At 33.4% G+C, this 17,796-nt stretch carries 19 protein-coding genes and 1 tRNA gene; 7 read left to right on the top strand and 13 right to left on the bottom strand.

Annotated elements, in window-relative coordinates; genetic code table 11:
• Position 1: 1 nt before the first annotated feature.
• From MST30_RS06795 to MST30_RS06835, 9 genes are all read right to left on the bottom strand, one after another.
• Complete coding sequence (locus MST30_RS06795) at positions 2-202, bottom strand: hypothetical protein (RefSeq protein ID WP_243473631.1); 201 nt, start codon at positions 200-202, stop codon at positions 2-4.
• A gap of 7 nt (positions 203-209) precedes the next feature.
• A complete protein-coding gene (locus MST30_RS06800) occupies positions 210-533 on the bottom strand; it encodes a DUF4286 family protein (RefSeq protein WP_243473632.1) in 324 nt (107 codons plus the stop codon).
• Between the two features lie 76 nt (positions 534-609).
• Complete coding sequence (locus MST30_RS06805; RefSeq protein WP_243473633.1) at positions 610-2,397, bottom strand: tetratricopeptide repeat protein; 1,788 nt, start codon at positions 2,395-2,397, stop codon at positions 610-612.
• A gap of 376 nt (positions 2,398-2,773) precedes the next feature.
• Positions 2,774-4,045 carry a serine--tRNA ligase gene (gene serS, locus MST30_RS06810; RefSeq protein ID WP_243473634.1) on the bottom strand — a complete coding sequence of 424 codons (1,272 nt, stop codon included), beginning with the start codon at positions 4,043-4,045 and terminating at the stop codon, positions 2,774-2,776.
• Positions 4,046-4,124: 79 nt separating this feature from the next.
• Positions 4,125-5,432 carry an HTTM domain-containing protein gene (locus MST30_RS06815; protein ID WP_243473635.1) on the bottom strand — a complete coding sequence of 436 codons (1,308 nt, stop codon included), beginning with the start codon at positions 5,430-5,432 and terminating at the stop codon, positions 4,125-4,127.
• Positions 5,425-6,327 (bottom strand): bifunctional riboflavin kinase/FAD synthetase, encoded by a 903-nt coding sequence (locus tag MST30_RS06820; protein ID WP_346346984.1) that lies wholly within the window; start codon positions 6,325-6,327, stop codon positions 5,425-5,427. The genes MST30_RS06815 and MST30_RS06820 overlap by 8 nt, the downstream gene beginning before the upstream one ends.
• A 50-nt stretch (positions 6,328-6,377) precedes the next feature.
• A complete protein-coding gene (gene pth, locus MST30_RS06825; RefSeq protein ID WP_243473636.1) occupies positions 6,378-7,010 on the bottom strand; it encodes an aminoacyl-tRNA hydrolase in 633 nt (210 codons plus the stop codon).
• Positions 7,011-7,084: 74 nt separating this feature from the next.
• Positions 7,085-7,729: a 50S ribosomal protein L25/general stress protein Ctc gene (locus MST30_RS06830; protein WP_243473637.1), complete on the bottom strand. Its 645-nt coding sequence runs from the start codon at positions 7,727-7,729 to the stop codon at positions 7,085-7,087.
• 178 nt (positions 7,730-7,907) lie between these two features.
• Positions 7,908-8,849: a ribose-phosphate pyrophosphokinase gene (locus MST30_RS06835; protein WP_243473638.1), complete on the bottom strand. Its 942-nt coding sequence runs from the start codon at positions 8,847-8,849 to the stop codon at positions 7,908-7,910.
• Between the two features lie 158 nt (positions 8,850-9,007).
• Here MST30_RS06835 and MST30_RS06840 point away from each other — a divergent pair.
• The 6 genes from MST30_RS06840 (at position 9,008) to MST30_RS06865 (ending at position 14,659) form a co-directional block, all read left to right on the top strand.
• Positions 9,008-9,089 (top strand) — tRNA-Leu (locus tag MST30_RS06840).
• 101 nt (positions 9,090-9,190) lie between these two features.
• Positions 9,191-10,312: an aspartyl protease family protein gene (locus tag MST30_RS06845; RefSeq protein ID WP_243473639.1), complete on the top strand. Its 1,122-nt coding sequence runs from the start codon at positions 9,191-9,193 to the stop codon at positions 10,310-10,312.
• A gap of 105 nt (positions 10,313-10,417) precedes the next feature.
• A complete protein-coding gene (locus tag MST30_RS06850; protein WP_243473640.1) occupies positions 10,418-11,806 on the top strand; it encodes a tetratricopeptide repeat protein in 1,389 nt (462 codons plus the stop codon).
• Between the two features lie 111 nt (positions 11,807-11,917).
• Positions 11,918-12,508 (top strand): HupE/UreJ family protein, encoded by a 591-nt coding sequence (locus MST30_RS06855; protein WP_243473641.1) that lies wholly within the window; start codon positions 11,918-11,920, stop codon positions 12,506-12,508.
• A gap of 91 nt (positions 12,509-12,599) precedes the next feature.
• On the top strand, positions 12,600-13,028 hold the full coding sequence (locus MST30_RS06860; protein WP_243473642.1) for a deoxycytidylate deaminase: 429 nt from the start codon (positions 12,600-12,602) through the stop codon (positions 13,026-13,028).
• Positions 13,029-13,051: 23 nt separating this feature from the next.
• On the top strand, positions 13,052-14,659 hold the full coding sequence (locus tag MST30_RS06865; protein WP_243473643.1) for a S41 family peptidase: 1,608 nt from the start codon (positions 13,052-13,054) through the stop codon (positions 14,657-14,659).
• Here MST30_RS06865 and MST30_RS06870 read toward each other — a convergent pair.
• Genes MST30_RS06870 through MST30_RS06880 form a run of 3 tightly spaced genes read right to left on the bottom strand, consistent with a single transcriptional unit; the run spans position 14,649 to position 16,053 of the window.
• Positions 14,649-15,260 (bottom strand): FAD-dependent oxidoreductase, encoded by a 612-nt coding sequence (locus MST30_RS06870; protein WP_243473644.1) that lies wholly within the window; start codon positions 15,258-15,260, stop codon positions 14,649-14,651. The genes MST30_RS06865 and MST30_RS06870 overlap by 11 nt on opposite strands.
• Positions 15,257-15,460: a hypothetical protein gene (locus tag MST30_RS06875; protein WP_243473645.1), complete on the bottom strand. Its 204-nt coding sequence runs from the start codon at positions 15,458-15,460 to the stop codon at positions 15,257-15,259. The genes MST30_RS06870 and MST30_RS06875 overlap by 4 nt, the downstream gene beginning before the upstream one ends.
• An 11-nt stretch (positions 15,461-15,471) precedes the next feature.
• Positions 15,472-16,053, bottom strand: coding sequence for a MarC family protein (locus MST30_RS06880; protein WP_243473646.1), 582 nt, complete (start codon positions 16,051-16,053; stop codon positions 15,472-15,474).
• Between the two features lie 89 nt (positions 16,054-16,142).
• Between MST30_RS06880 and MST30_RS06885 the strand changes: the two genes are divergently transcribed.
• On the top strand, positions 16,143-16,712 hold the full coding sequence (locus MST30_RS06885) for a DUF3109 family protein (protein ID WP_243473647.1): 570 nt from the start codon (positions 16,143-16,145) through the stop codon (positions 16,710-16,712).
• An 88-nt stretch (positions 16,713-16,800) separates the two neighbouring features.
• On the opposite strand, the gene MST30_RS06890 is transcribed toward MST30_RS06885, so the two are convergent.
• Positions 16,801-17,652: an OmpA/MotB family protein gene (locus MST30_RS06890; protein ID WP_243473648.1), complete on the bottom strand. Its 852-nt coding sequence runs from the start codon at positions 17,650-17,652 to the stop codon at positions 16,801-16,803.
• Positions 17,653-17,796: the final 144 nt, after the last annotated feature.

Genomic DNA, 17,796 nt, shown 5'->3' on the forward strand with positions numbered 1-17,796 from the left:
ATTAAGACTGGTTTTTGGGTTCTTTAAGGGAAACAAAAATTATAAAAAAAGCGAATCCTGCGCCACATAAAAAGCCACCAATGGTCTCCCAAGGTTCGGAATCGTAACAAAAATAAGCAATAACTACACCTAAAAACATCATAAAAACACTTATAATTCTTAAGGTTTTTCTGTTGTTGTATATTTTCTGATTGAGTGCCATTATTGACTTAATTGAAATTTACAGAGTATTCATCTATGACTTCTAATTCGGTTCTAAATGCCAACATTTTGTCAGCAAACCGCTTTAAACCATCACCTCTTAGTCGCTCAGCATCTTCTGCATAATACGCATCTAAAGCTTCTCTGGAGTGTGCCTTATATTGCACAGAATAGGTTATGCCTCCCATGTCTTCTTTTACCAATACTCTAGTGAGTTTGGCATCTACAAATTTCCCTGTAGCTAAAACTTGCGGAATATGTTCTCTTATCCAGGCTAACCATTCATCGTGAACGGATTCATCTATGTTTACTGTGACGTTGTATATGATCATGATAAGAAAAAGAGATTAGGAATTAGTTGCAAAGTTAGGGAATTGAAACTAATAACTATTAATCTTAGCTTGTCATCTAGTTTATACTATCACCTCTCAGCATCCTAAACTTTTTTCGGGATTCGATAAAGTAAATACTGTCTTCAAAATCGAAGATTATTTTTTCGTAAAGCTGCTTAGCTTCTTCAGGTTTGGCTAAATGTGTATTGTATAATTCTGCCAAATAATAGTGTGCATCGTCCGCTAAGATATCTTCTCTATAGTCTGCGATAATTTTTAGATAGTTGGCTTCCGCCTTGTTGTATTGCTTTTTCTTTTCAAACAATTTGGCTTGTTGAAATAAAGCTTGGTCTATGATACTTTCACCTTTATGTTCTTCTAAAATTTTGTCTAAAAGCGAAATAGCTTCATCTGTTTTATTCTGAAATGAATACAAGTCGGCTTTGGCATAGTACTTTAATGCGGTTTGTGTGCTGTCTTCCCACTTGTTATCTGAGATTAAAAGTTTTAGATCCAGAGCGTCGTTGGCGATAAGTTGTGAGGTTGATGATTTTAAAATTTTGAGTTGCGATTCTGCCCAATCAAAATCGCCTTTGTAGTAACTCGTTTTTGCTACTTTAAACCTTGCTTCTTGCGAAATGGTACTGTTTTTAAGACTTAACTGAATTTGAGAGTAAAAGATTAACGCCTCATTAAAACGTTCTTGTAAGACTAAAATATCAGCCAAAAGCAACTTTACCTTAGCTTCTTGAAATTCTGAAATATTCAGTTTCATACTTTTTCGTAAAAAAGATGTTGCGCTTTCAGTATCCTTTAGATGAAAGGCTAAAAACTCACCGTAAGCTAGTTGCAGAGGTAAGGTTAATTCAGACTTTCCAAATTGGTCAAACAGTTCATTATAGGCTTTATCGATAACATCTAACTCTTTTTTAGACGTTGCGTTTTGGGTATCAATTTCAAGGATATATTGATGTGCTGTTAGTGCTGTAGTAGCATCTTGAGTGGTTTCTAAAACGTAATTAAAAATGTCCTTTGAGGTCTCACTATCATTGTCGCCTAACGCAGTTACAGCCAGTTCAATTATTCGGTCTAAGCTTTCAGGATTACGTTTATACAATGCCTTTTCTTGAATAAAGGATTTGTTATAGGCTTTCTCTTGTACATATAGCCAGCTTAAAAGTTCATACCAATAAGGATTTGGCTCTTGCTGAATTTTCTTTAGCAATAATCGCCTTAAGTAAACATTGTTTTCGTTATCCTTGTTTTCGGATATAAAATCACTTACGGCTCTTTTTATATTGTTGATGTAGTTTGGTCTGTAGGCTATATATTCGATGTAGTTTTCAAACATTTTTTCGATATTGCCTTGATCACCATAAATTCGAGCTAATTGGATACTATAATTTTTTTCTGGCATTAAAATCTTGCCTTTGTCATACACTTGTATGGCTTCGTCTAAAAGCGAGTGGTCTTCAAATTTTCTGGCAACACTATAGACGTAGTTTGGTTTTTCGTCTAAGTAATCTATTGCTTCTTTGTATAAGTTTTTTGCTTTAACTAAACTGTCTTTAAGTTGATAGTTATAACCTAATTCCACAACAAGAGTAGGATTTTTTCGTTTCTCCAAACGCTGAATTAAGATGTTTTCAGCAGCATCGAACTGTTCTAATTGCTGATGCGTATCAATGAGTTTGAACAGGTAATTGTAATTGTATGGTTTCTCTTTATTGAGGTTTTCGTAGATAACGAGAGCTTTGTTAAACTCACCTTTTTTATAATAGCTGTCAGCAAGCACTTCACTGTTTTGTGCATTGGCAAAAGTAAGTGTAAAAACAAGTAATATTAAAAGCAGACAGTTCTTCACAAAAAGTGTTTTTGTAAATATAACAAATGCAATATCTAGTTATTGTAAATGTTATGATAAAAAAATGCCTAAACGTAGTGTTTAGGCATTTTGACCAGCAAAATAAATGCGCTATTAACCATTATTTGTTTAAATATGATTCAATTACTTTGTCGTGGTGTTTTCAATACTTTATAGTTAGAAAAAAACCTTGCTTACCATAACAACTAGTGCAACGAGTAGTACAATACGTTTTACATTTTTCATAAATAGGCTAATCCTTGATTTGGATTGCTAACTTGATAAAAATAAATAAAAAAAGCGAAGAAATACACGAAAAATCGATTAAATACGCATTTTTTTAACAAATGAGTCCGAATTTTTTGACGAAAATTATCTATGAAATCATATCAAACCCAGTGTATGGTACTAATACGTCAGGAATTTTAATGCCATCTTCGGTTTGGTAGTTTTCTAAAATTCCGGCTAATACTCTTGGTAATGCTAAAGAACTACCGTTTAAAGTATGGCATAATTCGTTTTTACCTTCGTTGTTCTTAAAGCGCAATTTTAAACGATTGGCTTGAAAGGTTTCAAAATTTGAAACTGAAGAAATTTCTAACCAGCGATCTTGTGCTGTAGAAAACACTTCAAAATCATAAGTCAGAGCAGAAGTAAAGCCTAAATCTCCACCACACAAACGTAATATTCTGTATGGTAGTTTAAGTTCTTTCAAAATACCTTTTACGTGTTCTACCATGCTGTCTAAAGCTTCGTAAGATTTGTCTGGATGCTCAACTCTAAGGATTTCTACTTTGTCAAATTGATGTAGACGATTTAATCCTCTTACGTGTGCTCCATAGCTACCTGCTTCTCTTCTAAAACAAGGCGTGTAACCTGTTATTGCTTTAGGTAAATCATCTTCGTCTTGAATAGTGTCTCTAAAGATGTTTGTTGCAGGAACTTCTGCAGTTGGAATTAAATATAAATTATCATCAGTAACATGATACATCTGACCCTCTTTGTCTGGTAATTGACCTGTGCCAAAACCAGAAGCCTCATTTACTAAGTGAGGTACTTGCATTTCGGTATAACCTGCTTCGGTATTTTTATCTAAGAAATAAGTGATAAGTGCACGTTGTAATTTTGCACCTTTTCCTTTATACACAGGAAAACCAGCACCAGTGATTTTGTTACCTAATTCAAAATCTATGATATCGTACTTTTTTGCAATTTCCCAATGTGGTAAAGCACCTTCAAATAATGTTGGGATATCACCTTCGCGATACACTTCTTCATTGTCTTCATCAGTGTTTCCGGCAGGAACAATTTCGTTAGGTACATTAGGAATTTTGTACAATAACTCATTAAGCGCATCTGCTTTTTCATTGAGCTCTTGCTCCAAGGTTTTAACCGTCTCTTTTAACTGAGTTGTTTTTTCTTTTAAAACATTGGCTTTTTGTACTTCACCAGATTTAAATAAGTTACCAATCTCTTTTGATAGGGAATTAGATTCAGCTTTTGAGTTATCTAATTGTGTCTGAAGATTTCTTCGGTCTTCATCTAAAGCAATAACACCATTAATCATCTCGGTAGCATCGATATTTCGTTTTGCTAAACCGTTAATAACAGCCTCTTTATTCTCTCTAATAAAAGCAACTTGTAACATATCTAAAAAAATTTGAATTTACGCTTTAAAGCGTATAAAATAGGGCAACAAAAGTAATAAGAATTTAAGCAGATAAAAACTATTTTGAAGGCAATATCCAGTCGTGGTGTTTAAAATGGTGCCATTCTTCGTTTGCGAGGTCTACTTTTGGGTCTATAAGTGGTTTAGGTTGCTTACCATTTATGCTAACATAAGCTCTAACATAGACTTTAACAGACTTTCCTTTTTTAGCAAAATCTTCTTTTAAGTGTTGTGCAAATTGCCAAATAATATCTGGTTTAGTGCTTGCTCCCCTTTGTTGCTTTTTTGTGAGATAATCACTGAGCTTAATAGGAATCTGCTTATTAGTGGCCTCATCTATTACTCTGTAACTAGCAGTGCCACTTTTAGCACGCAGCATCATTCGCCAAGATAGGCGATGGCCTTCTTCTGTCCAGAGTACATCATCTTCAAAATAATGATGGCGAAGTGGTAAGGCTATATGAACAAGAAAATAAGTGATAAAAACGGTAATGAATACATTACTGTACTTTGGTATTATAACTTCATTTGTGCTATAGAGTTCTTTCTTTTTGAGAAAAATATTTCTAATGGTTTTAGGTTCAAAAAAGAAGAGGCTAAACGCTATGGCCAAATAAGGGAAAATGCCAACTTGTAATACAATGGAGTTAAATAGATGAAAGAATATTGAAATAAAAAAGGCAAATTTTCGTGTTGGTTTAAATAATAAAGCAGGAATAATTAAACCATCAAATAGAAGACCTCCATACGCCAAAAAATAATGAAGCCACTCTTTTTGTAGTAAACCACCAATTATGGGATAATCTGCTTTGCCTTCCATTAATATTCTAATGAACGTTGTATCTAACCAATCTGGATATAACTTAGCAATAGTTGCGTAGGTGTAGAGTATAAACAGTTGTATGACAAACACCCATTTGCACCATGCAGGCATTGAAATTCGCTTTAATGAAGGGTTTAATTTTACATCTACAGAAGCATATCTGTTTGCTGGCATCAAAACCATTAAAAAACTCAAAATAAAGAGAAAGTAATAATGGTTGTTGTATGAAGACTTTTGCATTAGGTAGGTTGCTGTCCACATTATGGCAAACATGAACATGCTAAAACGGTACTTGTATCCAACCATAATGAGTAGCCCAAAAATTCCCATTATAATATAGTAGGCATACATCCAATTACCAGGTAAAGGTTGTAACCACTCAAAACCAATGAACGAGAAGGTGAATTGAGGATCGATAAGAGTGCGTTTTACCCAACCAAAAAAAATAGCTCCAAAAGATTCTAAAAAACAGAGTAAACCAAAGATAATCCTAAAGACAATAAGGCCGGAATTATCGATATGTTTATACAAAAACTTATGCATTGAGTAATTTTATATGCTCTAAAGCATCTGTCATATCTTTGCTGAGCTGTTTTTTTAGAGCTTCAAGATTTTTGAATTTCTGTTCGCTTCGTAACCAATGTAAAAACTCAATTCTTAAAGTTTCTCCATAAATATCTTTATCAAAATCAAAGAAGTGAACTTCTATAGATCTCGTTTTTCCATCTACTGTTGGGTTAGTGCCAATATTCATCATACCATAAATTGTTAAACCTTCTATTTCAGATTTAACAACATAAACACCATCTCTAGGTATTAATTTGTAGGATTCTTTGATATCTATATTTGCTGTAGGGTAGTCTAAAGTTCTTCCTATACCTTTTCCTTTTACAACATCACCAGAAATGAAATAATTATAGCCTAAATACGAATTAGCAACTTCAATATGTCCATTATTTAAAGCATTCCTAATTTTGGTAGAGCTTACAGTAACATCCTCAATTTCTTGAGCAGTGATTTCTTCAACTTTAAAGTTAAACGCTTCAGCAAAGACTTTTAAGTCATCAATATTGGCACTTCGGTTTTTACCAAAATGATGATCGTAGCCAATAACAATTTGCTTGGTATTAAGCTCATCTACAAGAATGTGTTCTACATAGTCTTTGGCAGAAAGGTTAGCGAATTCTTTTGTAAATTCTTTCACAATAACCTCTTCAATTCCTAAATTCTTAAGAAGCTGAATACGCTCATCAATGGTGTTGAGAAGTTTTATGCTATTATCTTTTTGAAGTACCATACGAGGATGCGGAAACAATGTTAATACCGTAGGAACAAGATCCTCTTCTTGAGCAAGAGCAACAACGCGTTTTAGTATTTTTTGATGCCCAATATGGACTCCGTCAAACGTACCTATAGTTAAGATTTTTTCAGACTTCAAAGCAATTCTTGTATAATTATCAAAGTTAGAAAATTAATAATGTAGTAAAGCTATTTCCCATTAAATTGATTCATGGTGTTGTTAACTCCAGCTAGAGCGAAGGACTTAACTAATTCTGCCGAAATTTTTAGACGTTCTTCGAGTTTAGAGTTTTCTTCTTCATTCCATTCTCCAAGGACATAATCAACTTGTCTTCCTTTGCTAAAGGCATCGCTAATTCCAAATCTAAAACGATTGTACTTTGTGGTTTGCAGCTTGTCTTGAGTGTCTTTTAAACCATTGTGTCCTCCATCACTGCCTTTTGTTTTTAGTCTAAGTGTGCCAAAAGGTAAGTTGAGATCGTCAGTAATAACCAATAAGTTGTTTAGTGGTATTTTTTCTTTTTCTAACCAATACTTTATAGCTTTACCACTAAGGTTCATATAAGTGCTTGGTTTAAGAAGAATTAATGTCCTCCCTTTAACTTTTATGGTTGTTACATCTCCAAGTTTTACGGTTTCAAAAGTAGCTTCTTCTTTTTCAGCTAAATAATCTAAAATTTTAAAGCCAATATTGTGCCTAGTGTTATGGTATTTTTCACCAATATTGCCCAGTCCAACAATTAAGAATTTTTTCATAAGGTCTTCTTCATTTTCGTTAATGGTGTTACCAAAACCAAACCACTTTTTTAAGTGTTTCCACATTCTGTTTAATTTGTGTAAAAATAAAAAAGCATTCTGTAAAAGAATGCTTTTTAAATATTTGAAAAGTTTTTGAACTATTCTTGAGCTTCTGCTGCTGGAGTTTCAGCTGCACCTTCTGCAGTTTCTCCTTCTTCAGTTTCATCTTCATCATCGTCAGCACCTGCAACAGACAATCTACTACGTCTTACTTGGCAAACAACGATGTTGTCTGGGTGCATAAATTTATAATCTTCGTTAGTCAGCTCTTTTATGTAAAGCTTAGTTCCGATTTTTAATGGAGTAATATCTACCTCGATAAAATCAGGAAGCTTTGAAGGTATAGCTTTAACTCTTAACTTACGGTAAGGTACTCTTAAGTTACCACCATTAAGAACACCTCTAGAAGTTCCAACGGTTTTAACAGGAATTTCCATAGTGATTTCTCTATCTTCATAGATTTCATAAAAATCTATGTGAAGAATTTTGTCGGTTACTGGGTGAAACTGAATGTCTTGCATTACAGCGTTAAAACTGTCACCATTATCTAAGGTAATCACAACTGTATGCGCATTTGCGGTATATACAAGTTTTGAGAATGCCAACTCTGGTGCAAAGAAATGCACTGGCTTAGCTTCCGCTCCGTATAATACGCAAGGAACCTGACCAGCATTACGTAAGGCTTTTGTTGACGATTTGCCTACGCTTTCTCTTTGAGATCCATTAATTGTAATTGATTTCATTTTAAAAGTTTAATTATTAAATATTTAATTTCCTCATTTTGAGGGCTGCAAATTTAAACATATAATAGAGAAATACTAGTCTTTTTGCACTATTTTTTGAAGTAATAATACTTTAATAGAGAAAACGCTTTATTTATTTTGATAAGACTAGGTAAAAATGTATGTAAAGTTACCAGCTCTACATCACAAACTTATTACTAATTGACTTGTTGTGATGTACATTATACATTACACCAGCAAACAAATTGGCGCAACTTAAAACTCTAAGTTTTTTGCTTTCTTGTTTTAGAGGAATAGAATTGGTAACAATTAATTCTTCAAGTTTAGAATTTTCTAATCGCTCGTATGCACTACCAGATAAAATAGGATGTGTACAAATAGCTCTAACACTTTTAGCTCCACGTTCCATCATAAGATCTGCAGCTTTAGTAAGCGTACCAGCTGTATCAACCATATCATCTACTAAAACTACGTTTTTACCAGTAACATCACCAATGAGCTCCATGTGTGAGATAACATTGGCTTTAGCACGTTGTTTATAACAAATTACTACGTCACTTTTTAAAGCTTTAGAGTATGCATAAGCACGTTTAGAACCTCCCATGTCTGGGGAAGCAATGGTTAGATTGTCTAGGTTTAAACTTTTTAAGTATGGTAAAAAGATTGTAGATGCAAATAAATGGTCTACAGGTTTTTCAAAGAATCCTTGTATTTGGTCTGCGTGCAAATCCATGGTAATAATACGCGTTGCACCAGCAGCCTCCAGCATTTTAGCCACTAATTTTGCAGCTATTGGTACCCTTGGTTTATCCTTTCTATCTTGTCTTGCCCAACCAAAATAAGGCATCACGGCTGTAATATGTCTTGCAGAAGCACGTTTGGCAGCATCAATCATCAATAACATTTCCATTAAATTTTCTGGTCCGGGATGTGTAGAGCCAATGATAAAAATACGTGTACCTCTAATAGATTCTTCGTATGATGGTTGAAATTCACCATCACTATAAGTAGAAGTAATAACATTACCTAATTCAACTCCGTAGGCAGCTGCAATTTCTTCTGCTAAATCTTTGCTTTGTGAACAAGTGAAAATCTTGGCTTCTGTGATATTATTAGGCATTTTAGAAAGTAATTAAAAAGGGTTGTTAGTTGGATTATTTAATGCGTTCAAAGTTAGAAAAATTATTCACTCACTAAAAGTATAAAACCTACTATTTTTAGTTGGTTGCCGAAAAATATTTTATATTTTTGCCTCCCAATATTTATTGAAACTAATTTGCTCAAGTGGCGGAATTGGTAGACGCGCTGGATTCAAAATCCAGTTTCTTCGGAAGTGTGGGTTCGATTCCCACCTTGAGTACAAAACTTCTAATGTTTAAATACGTTAGAAGTTTTCTTTTCTGAGAAGAATGTCAAAAATAGTCTAGTTTATTATATTGGCCTATAAAACCTTTTCAAACTTTGAAAGTACAATTTTTAATTTTTGCTTTTTTTTCACTCACTCAGCTTGTTGTTGGGCAAAAGTTTCAGGATACTATTCCCTTTCGAAACGATTTGGGTTTAGTCATAATTCCAGTTTCATTTAATGGTGTAGAAAAACAGTTTGCTTTAGACACTGGTGCTGAATATTCGGTAGCCTATGACTGGGCGAATAATGAATTAAAAAAGACCAACAAAACACTCAATGTAGTGTCTTCGAGTGGTCTGCGTAGTAAAATGAGATTTTATAAAAGTGGCACTATTAATATTGGTAGCAGAAAAATTACAGGACATCGCATTTTAAATACGGCAAGGAATGATATCTTTTCTTGTCATAATATTGATGGTATTCTTGGTATAGATATTATTAAAGAACTCAATTGGAAGATTGATTTTAAGCAGAAATTATTGGTCATGTATCCATCAGATTATATGCCAGACGATCTTGATTCAATGCATGAATTGGATTTTAATTTTACTGATAACCATCCCTATGTTTATATGCAGCGCAAAGGCAATCGCTTTGAATTTTTACTAGATACAGGTGCAGGTAAATCATCTAACATATCTCAAAAGGATTATAATTTGACCAACATTGATGATTTTCCACAAGCAGAAATTTACACTGGTAATTATGATGTTAATGGTTTGTTTGCTACCACTAAACCAAAGGTGTTTCAGTTTCCTGAAAGTTCATCTAAAAATGTAAAAATATCCCCTGTTATTTATTACAATAACCAAAAGTCTTCAAAAATTGGAAACAATCTATGGGAGGGTTTATCACTTTTTCTAAGCTTAAAAAAGAATCGACTCTATGTATCATCTTCTCAGATAAAAGAGGCATATGATAACTATCCTTGTTATGTTTCTTTTCATAAAGGTGCGATGAGAATTATGAGCATAGTAAAAGGAAGTGCAATTTGGAATTTGGGTGTTAGACAAGGGGATGAGATATTACGATATAACGAGCAGCAATTTACAGACTTTTGCACTTTAGATCAGTACCAACGTCAATTAACAAAGTCAGGAGAGCCATTCACCATAGAATTAAAAAGTGGTGTAAAAGTAACGCTTTCAAAAAGCGAGAGCTTAAAAAATAAGTAGTAACACTATCCTCAAAACATTAATCTTAGGCTTTTCACCTCATGTAGATTTGGTACGTTTTTTGTGGTTATTTAGTTGAATAACCAACTATAAATCAACTACATTATGAAACTAAAAACCCTCACTTTTTCTGTGGTTTTGCTATTGAGCTTTGGCATTAATGCTCAAACCGAATTAGAATGTAAGACCAAACTTTCCATTTTTCACGAACCTACTAAAGCCAAAAAATATGATGCTGCATACGAGCCATGGTTGTTTGTGAAAAAGAATTGTCCTGATTTAAATTTAGCCATATATGCTGATGGTGAGAAAATCCTTAAACACAAAATTGAAAACTCAAAAGGCGAGGTTCAATTGAGTTTTGTAAATGCTATGTTAGATTTATGGATTCTGAGAAATGAGCATTTTAAAAGTGATACTCCGCAAGGTGAATTTAATGCAAAAGCCTGTCAATTACAATACGATTTTAAAGATGAATTAAGTAAAACGTCCTTAGAACTATTTAGTTGTTTTGATGCTGCTTTTAATGCAGATAAAGAAACCTTTACACATCCCAAAAGTTTGTACACCTATTTTTCTTTGATGGTAGAGTTATTTGATGCTGGAAAAAAATCTTCAGCAGAGTTGTTTGATAACTATGATGATGTTAGTGAAAAAATAGAAGTAGAAATTCAGAATTATTCTGAAAAATTAAATGCCTTGGTAGCGAAAATTGATAATGGATCAAGGCTTACTGGTAGTGAAGAAAATAAGAAAAGAGCTTACGAAAGCTATCTTAAAAACTATACGCTTATTCAGAATAATATGAATGTTATCGTAGATAAAAGAGCTACCTGCAAGAATTTAATACCTCTTTACACCAAGGATTTTGAAACACATCAAAACGATTCTATTTGGTTAAAGCGTTCCGTGAGTAGAATGTACCATAAAGATTGTACAGGTGATGACCTATATGAAACGTTAGTTAAGCAATATGATAAAGTGGCGCCATCTGCGGATACTAAAGTATATATTGCTACACTCTTATTTAAAAAAGGAAAAGATAATGAAGCTCTTGAATATTTGGAAAAAGCAGGTGAGTTAGAAACAAGACCGTATAATAAAGCCAATATTTTATTTAGAATTGGTGCTATTCTTAAAGAAAAAAGACAGTACTCTAAAGCACGAAATTATTTATCAGAGGCACTAAAGTTAAATCCTTCAAACGGGAAACCACACCTATTAATAGCGCTTATGTATGATGATAGTGCTAAGGATAAAAATTGCGGTAAAGATAGTTTTGAACAAAGAGCGGTTTTTTGGCTAGCGGCAGAGGAAGCTCAAAAAGCTTCTAGAGTAGATCCAACCTTAAATGACCTTGCGCAAAAATATGTAAATAGTTACTTAGCTAAGGCGCCAACCAAAGAAGATATATTCCTTAGTGGTTTGGCTGGTAAAACGCTAAAAATAGGATGTTGGATTAATAGGTCTATAAAAGTGCCGACTATTGATTAATAAGAAAAGATTTCTTTGAGATTTAGTATAAAAAGCCTAAAGTTATTCTTTAGGCTTTTTATCAATATTAATTGTAACTTTGGTCTGTCCCAAATTAAATAAATTTAAACTATGTTAGAGAACTTTTGGTTTAATGTGCAATACGGCATTAATCACGTACTGGATTTAAATGGTTACGATCATGTCCTTTTTTTAATGGTACTAGCAGTACCTTATATCTTTAAAGATTGGAAACGTGTTTTACTTCTGGTTTCCATGTTTACTTTAGGACATACCTTGTCATTGGTTTTAGCTGCTTATGGTGTTGTTTCTGTAGATGGAGGACTGGTTGAGTTCTTAATACCTATAACCATATTAATTGCAGCGGTTTACAATGTCTTTACAGCAGGTAAAAAAGATAAAGGCAAAAAAATAGGCTTGCTCTTTTTTGCTACATTATTTTTTGGTCTAATACACGGTTTAGGCTTTGCCAGAGAGTTTAAAATGTTTGCTGGTCAATCTGAAAACAAAGTAGAGCTTCTTCTAGAATTCGCACTAGGAATTGAAATAGCACAGGTTATCATTGTTTTTGTGGTCTTGTTCCTTGGGTTTTTGTTTCAAACTCTATTTAGATTTTCGCGTCGCGATTGGATTATGGTACTTTCAGCAATTGTAATAGGATTAGTTTTTGAAATGCTAATTCGTAACGACTACTTGTGGTAATGCTAAAGTTTTGTAAAACTTTAACGACAGCGTAATTGCTTATACAATTCTATCCTATTATATTCGTTACTTACATTGTATAAAACACTTAATGTCAAACAAAAAACAATTACGTTACGATAAAGCTTATTTGCGTATTGCTCAAGAATGGGGAAAACTTTCGCATTGCAAACGTAAGCAGGTTGGCGCACTTATTGTAAAAGACCGAATGATTATTTCAGACGGTTATAATGGCACACCAACAGGTTTTGAGAATTATTGCGAAGATGATGAAGGCTACACAAAATGGTATGTGCTTCACGCCGAGGCCAATGCTATTTTAAAGGTAGCTTCTTCTACACAATCATGCAAAGGAGCAACTTTGTATATTACATTATCGCCCTGTAAGGAGTGTAGCAAGTTAATACATCAAGCAGGTATTGTAAGAGTTGTCTATTCTCAGTCATATAAAGATGATTCTGGTATAGAATTTTTGAAAAAAGCTGGAATAGAGTTGGAGTTAATAGAAGAGTTAAACTAAGATTCCCATAAAAGGGAAATAATATGGCAACAAAGAATAAATACATACCACTTATTGTTGGTGTAGCTATTGCTGCAGGTGTTGTCATTGGCGGAAAGTTAAACTTTACAGATACTTCAGATAACCTTTTTACGACCAATAGTAAAAAGGATAAACTCAATCGCTTAATAGATTATATAGATTACGAATATGTAGATGATGTGAATACCGACAGCATTGTAGATGTTACGGTTAACGGGATTTTAGACAATCTAGATCCGCATTCAACATATATCCCAAAGGAAGACCTAGAAAGAATCACTGAAAACATGAAAGGTGATTTTGTTGGTATTGGTATCAATTACTATCCTTACAAAGATACTATTGCTGTTATAAAACCAACTGAAGATGGTCCTAGTGAAAGTGCTGGTATAATGAGTGGAGATCGTATTTTGTTAGCAGATGGAGATACAATTTATGGCAGAAATATTACTAACGAGTACATTTCAAAAAAATTAAAAGGAGACAAAAACACCAAAGTTAAGCTCACAGTATACAGAAAAAGCGAAGATGAGATTTTAGAGTTTGAAGTTAAGCGTAAATCAATTCCGATTAAAAGTGTTGATGCCGCTTATATGTTAACCGATGAGTTAGGCTACATAAAAATGAATCGCTTTGCAGAGACGAGTTTCAAAGAATTTAAGACGGCTTTAGAAGATCTGCAAGATCAAGGTGCTACAAAACTAGCTTTAGATTTACGAGATAATCCAGGAGGTTTTCTTGGTATTGCAGAGCAAATTGCAGATGAGTTTTTAGAGGACGATAAACTCATTTTGTTTACAAGAGATAAAAAGGGACGAGAAGAGCGTACCTATGCCACAAGAAGAGGTGATTTTGAAGATGGTGAAATCTATATTCTCATCAATGAAAATTCAGCCTCAGCAAGTGAGGTTATTGCAGGTGCGTTACAAGATAATGACAAAGGGATTATAGTTGGAAGACGATCGTACGGTAAAGGTTTGGTACAACGTGAAATGGCACTAGGTGATGGTAGTGCTGTGCGTTTAACCGTTTCTAGGTATTACACACCAACAGGACGTTCCATTCAGAGACCATATACCAACGGAGACAATAATGCTTATTACAATGATTACTATAAACGTTTAAGAACAGGTGAGTTAGCAGACGAAGATAATATTGAAGTTGATGATTCGCTAAAATTCACAACGCCAAAAGGAAAGGTAGTGTATGGTGGTGGTGGAATTATACCTGATGTTTTTGTGCCTGTAGACCGTTCTTTTGATAACGAAACGATTAACTATCTAAGACGCAGAGGTCATTTTGGTTACTTTGTTTTTGAAGAGTTAGATAAAGACAGAAGTATTTATCAAGATGTCACAAAATATGATTTTATAAATAATTTTGAGGTGAGTGATGATATCGTTGTTCGCTTTCAAGATTACGTAAATCAAAAGGAAGGTACAAATATTACTTTTGTGGCTTATAATGATGAAATAAGACGTCTTATAAAAGCAACCCTAGCCAGACAGTTATTTGATGATAATTCCTTTGAAGAAGTCCTAAACAAGGAAGATATCATGGTGCAAGAAGTGATTCTTCTTAGCAACGAATACCCAAGTTTTAAACAATAACTTTATCGTGTACTTTGGTGTGTTTGCCACTATTCCAAAGTGTAAGAATATCTGTGGCTACATGAGCACCACTTCCAGAGGCCATAGCAAATTGACTTCTCCAGCCAGCTAAAGTACCAGCAACGTATAAATTATCTTCTACTAAATGATCTGTGTTTTTTAACCAGATTCTGTCTTTTTCTTTGGCAGCTCTAGGATGAGGTTCAATATAATTTTCTAACCCTTTTATAGTAAAAAGATTAGTGTAGCCAACAGCTATTACTACAACCTTAGATGAGTATTCATTTTTATTAGTGGTAACCCTAAAGCCATCTGTGTTTTTCTCTATGCGAGTTACCTTCTCGTTATCTATTTGGGTAACGTGAGGATATAAGTCTTTAAGCTGTTGCGTACCGTCCTTTAAAATGTCCTCTCCCAAAGTACCGGGTTTAAGTCCAAGGACATTATTAAACAATGCTGTTTGAAGATGAGAGGTTTTTTGATGTGCTATAATACCAATCTTTTTGTCTTTTGCAAAAGGCTTATCTTTTGCAGAACCTAAAACTAAAGCACAAGATAAACCAGCTGCACCAGCACCAATGATTAGTACATCAAAACTCATTTTCTTTTTTTGCTTAAAGTTTCAATTTTTTTAGAGATTCTAAGAATTTGTAATAAAAAAATAGCACAAAGTGCTGCAACAATTGTTATAACTGCTGTTTGGCTTTCGCCAGTTAATAATGCATCAAAGTTCAATTTTGTGGCGTTAAAAATTATAAGACCTACAGCAATAATGGTTAGTACCCAGATAAAAATTTTCATGTTAAAAAAGTTTAAGCTAATAGCATTTTAATGTTATGTGCAAATAATTTTACGGCTATCGCTAACAAAATTACACCAAAAACTTTTCTAATTATGTTAATGCCATTTTTACCTATAATTCTTTCAATTTTTGCAGAGGTTTTAAGAACAGCATAAATTACAATAACATTACAGATTACGGCAACGATAATGTTTTCAATTTCAAATTCTGCCCGTAAAGATAACAAGGTTGTTAAGCTTCCTGGTCCGGCGATTAAAGGGAAAGCTAAAGGAAAGACTGATGCTGTTACGGCACTACTTTCATCATCTTTGTATAGTGTTATACCTAATATCATTTCTAATGCAATAAAGAAGATGACAAATGCACCGGCTACAGCAAATGAATTAACATCAATGCCAATGAGGTTTAATAAACTTTTACCCACAAAAAGAAAAACAATCATAATTATACCAGCAATTAATGATGCTTTTTCACTCTGTATATGACCAACTTTTTTGCGTAAATCGATAATGATTGGAATATTCCCTACAATATCAATTACAGCAAATAAAACCATAAAAGCAGTAAATATTTGTTTAATTTCTAACTGCATAGCTCCCGTTTTTAAAATTCGCCGCAAAGGTCTTATTTTATTGTGGATTAACAATATAAATAACGGTAAAGTTTATTTATTTTTGTGGCATGTTTCAGTTAGGAAAAACCATAGTTTCAGAAGATATTATAGAAAAGGATTTTGTGTGTAATCTCTCGGCATGCAAAGGCGCATGTTGTATAGATGGTGATGCAGGCGCACCTTTAGATGAAGAAGAAATCAAAATTTTAGATGATATCTATCCAAAAGTAAGGCCTTTTTTGCGCAAGGAAGGTGTTGAGGTTCTTGATGCTCAAGGTGCTTGGGTAAAAACGTCTTATGGCGAATTAGAAACTCCGCTTATTAATGGTGCTGAGTGTGCTTACGTTATTTTTGATAACAAAAATACCGCATTATGTGGTATTGAAGAGGCTTACAACCAAGGAGAAATAAGCTGGAAAAAACCTGTGTCGTGTCATCTTTATCCAATTAGAGTTAAGGACTATTCTGAATTTTCTGCAGTTAACTACGAAAAATGGGAAATATGCGATGATGCCTGTACTTTAGGCAAAGAATTACAAGTACCTATCTATAAATTTGTAAAGGAAGCTTTGATTAGAAAATTTGGTGAAGATTGGTATGCCGAATTGGAAAAAACTGCAGTGAAGAATTTTAAGTAGTCTAGTATCAAATATAAACATAAAATAAAAAGCACTCAATGCCGAACTGTACGGGAGAGTGCTTTTTTATTTCTAAAAAATGGATTAATTAATTTGCTTCCATTAAAGCAAAGAACTTATCAATGTTAGGCATTAGTATAATGCGTGTTCTACGATTTTTAGATCGGTTTTCTCTAGTATCGTTATCTACTAAAGGTTGGTAACTACTACGACCAGAGGCTATAAGTTTTGCTGGGTCTACTTTGTACTTGTTTTGTAATTTTCTAACTACCGAAGTGGCTCTTAATACACTTAAGTCCCAGTTGTCTTGTATTTTTTCTGTATTAATGCTTCTAGAATCTGTGTGCCCTTCTACCATAACATCAATACTTTCTTCAGAATTAATAACATCTGCTAGCTTTTGTAAAATGTGATCCGCTTTATTGCTTATTCTGTAGCTTCCAGAATTAAATAACATTTTGTCTGAGATAGAAATCATTACTACAGTTTCATTAATGTTTACAGCAATATCTTCATCTTCATTTAAATCTGAGCTGTTCATTGTTTTTTCAAGATTGTATTGAATGGCTAAATTCATTGAATCTTTTAAAGTCTTTGCTTCGGCTAGCTTTGCTGGATCGACATTTTCTAACGTAGCAAGCATTTTGCGTTTACTTTCATTAGACATAACAGTGCCATCTTTATTGACATCTAGCTTTATGTCGTTTTCTATTTTAAGACCTTCTACATCTTCACTTAGTGAGTTGATTTTATCATTGTATCTATCAACACGTTCTTGAATTTTTGCAAATTTGTTTTCTAGATCTTCTTTCTCTACTTGGGTTTTGGTTAGTTGGCTTTTAATCTCGCCATTTTCTTGCTCAAGGGCCAAATATTTCTTTTTAGAAACACAAGAGCTTAACAGAATTGTTGCTACTAAAAGCATTGAAATTTTTTTCATGTTTTTGATTTAAATATGGTTATCTAATACAAATACATATACGACCAAACACGTTTTTTGGATGTTGAAGTGTAATAAAATTTAAGAATAGACAATAAAAAAGCCTTAGATTTTCTAAGGCTTTTTTATGTTTATGAAGTGTTA

This window comes from Winogradskyella sp. MH6 (genome assembly GCF_022810765.1).
Lineage (GTDB): Bacteria > Bacteroidota > Bacteroidia > Flavobacteriales > Flavobacteriaceae > Winogradskyella.

Coding starts and splice junctions, on each gene's coding strand:
- MST30_RS06815 (WP_243473635.1), bottom strand. CDS start 5,432: ATGCATAAGTTTTTGTATAAACATATCGATAATTCCGGCCTTATTGTC.
- MST30_RS06885 (WP_243473647.1), top strand. CDS start 16,143: ATGTTTCAGTTAGGAAAAACCATAGTTTCAGAAGATATTATAGAAAAG.
- MST30_RS06855 (WP_243473641.1), top strand. CDS start 11,918: ATGTTAGAGAACTTTTGGTTTAATGTGCAATACGGCATTAATCACGTA.
- MST30_RS06880 (WP_243473646.1), bottom strand. CDS start 16,053: ATGCAGTTAGAAATTAAACAAATATTTACTGCTTTTATGGTTTTATTT.
- MST30_RS06890 (WP_243473648.1), bottom strand. CDS start 17,652: ATGAAAAAAATTTCAATGCTTTTAGTAGCAACAATTCTGTTAAGCTCT.
- MST30_RS06865 (WP_243473643.1), top strand. CDS start 13,052: ATGGCAACAAAGAATAAATACATACCACTTATTGTTGGTGTAGCTATT.
- MST30_RS06850 (WP_243473640.1), top strand. CDS start 10,418: ATGAAACTAAAAACCCTCACTTTTTCTGTGGTTTTGCTATTGAGCTTT.
- pth (WP_243473636.1), bottom strand. CDS start 7,010: ATGTGGAAACACTTAAAAAAGTGGTTTGGTTTTGGTAACACCATTAAC.
- MST30_RS06795 (WP_243473631.1), bottom strand. CDS start 202: ATGGCACTCAATCAGAAAATATACAACAACAGAAAAACCTTAAGAATT.
- MST30_RS06870 (WP_243473644.1), bottom strand. CDS start 15,260: ATGAGTTTTGATGTACTAATCATTGGTGCTGGTGCAGCTGGTTTATCT.
- MST30_RS06860 (WP_243473642.1), top strand. CDS start 12,600: ATGTCAAACAAAAAACAATTACGTTACGATAAAGCTTATTTGCGTATT.
- MST30_RS06835 (WP_243473638.1), bottom strand. CDS start 8,849: ATGCCTAATAATATCACAGAAGCCAAGATTTTCACTTGTTCACAAAGC.
- MST30_RS06800 (WP_243473632.1), bottom strand. CDS start 533: ATGATCATATACAACGTCACAGTAAACATAGATGAATCCGTTCACGAT.
- MST30_RS06830 (WP_243473637.1), bottom strand. CDS start 7,729: ATGAAATCAATTACAATTAATGGATCTCAAAGAGAAAGCGTAGGCAAA.
- serS (WP_243473634.1), bottom strand. CDS start 4,045: ATGTTACAAGTTGCTTTTATTAGAGAGAATAAAGAGGCTGTTATTAAC.
- MST30_RS06875 (WP_243473645.1), bottom strand. CDS start 15,460: ATGAAAATTTTTATCTGGGTACTAACCATTATTGCTGTAGGTCTTATA.